The 211-nt window shown below is 55.5% G+C and carries 1 pseudogene; it reads left to right on the forward strand.

The features are described 5' to 3' along the window. Positions 1 to 211 (forward strand): annotated as a pseudogene (locus A3709_RS24630) (cyclic nucleotide-binding/CBS domain-containing protein); the annotation flags it as partial.

A 211-nucleotide genomic window follows, 5' to 3' on the forward strand; every position in this document is an offset into this window, starting at 1 on the left:
CTGGACGAAGCGCTCTTGTACCCAATAGTGGGTAAAATACTCATTCAGTATCACTGTCAGGTAGACAGTTTTACGGCCGCGAACCCCGAGCGCGGTTTGCGCATTCTTCGCAGTGGCGCGGTCGAGTTGCGCGACAGCGACAATAAATTGCTTGACCGATTGGGGGAGGGCGAGAGCTTCCACATAGCGGGTCTTAATGCCGAGTGGGGTG

It is taken from the genome of Halioglobus sp. HI00S01 (assembly GCF_001635445.1).
Taxonomy (GTDB): Bacteria; Pseudomonadota; Gammaproteobacteria; order Pseudomonadales; family Halieaceae; genus Halioglobus; species Halioglobus japonicus.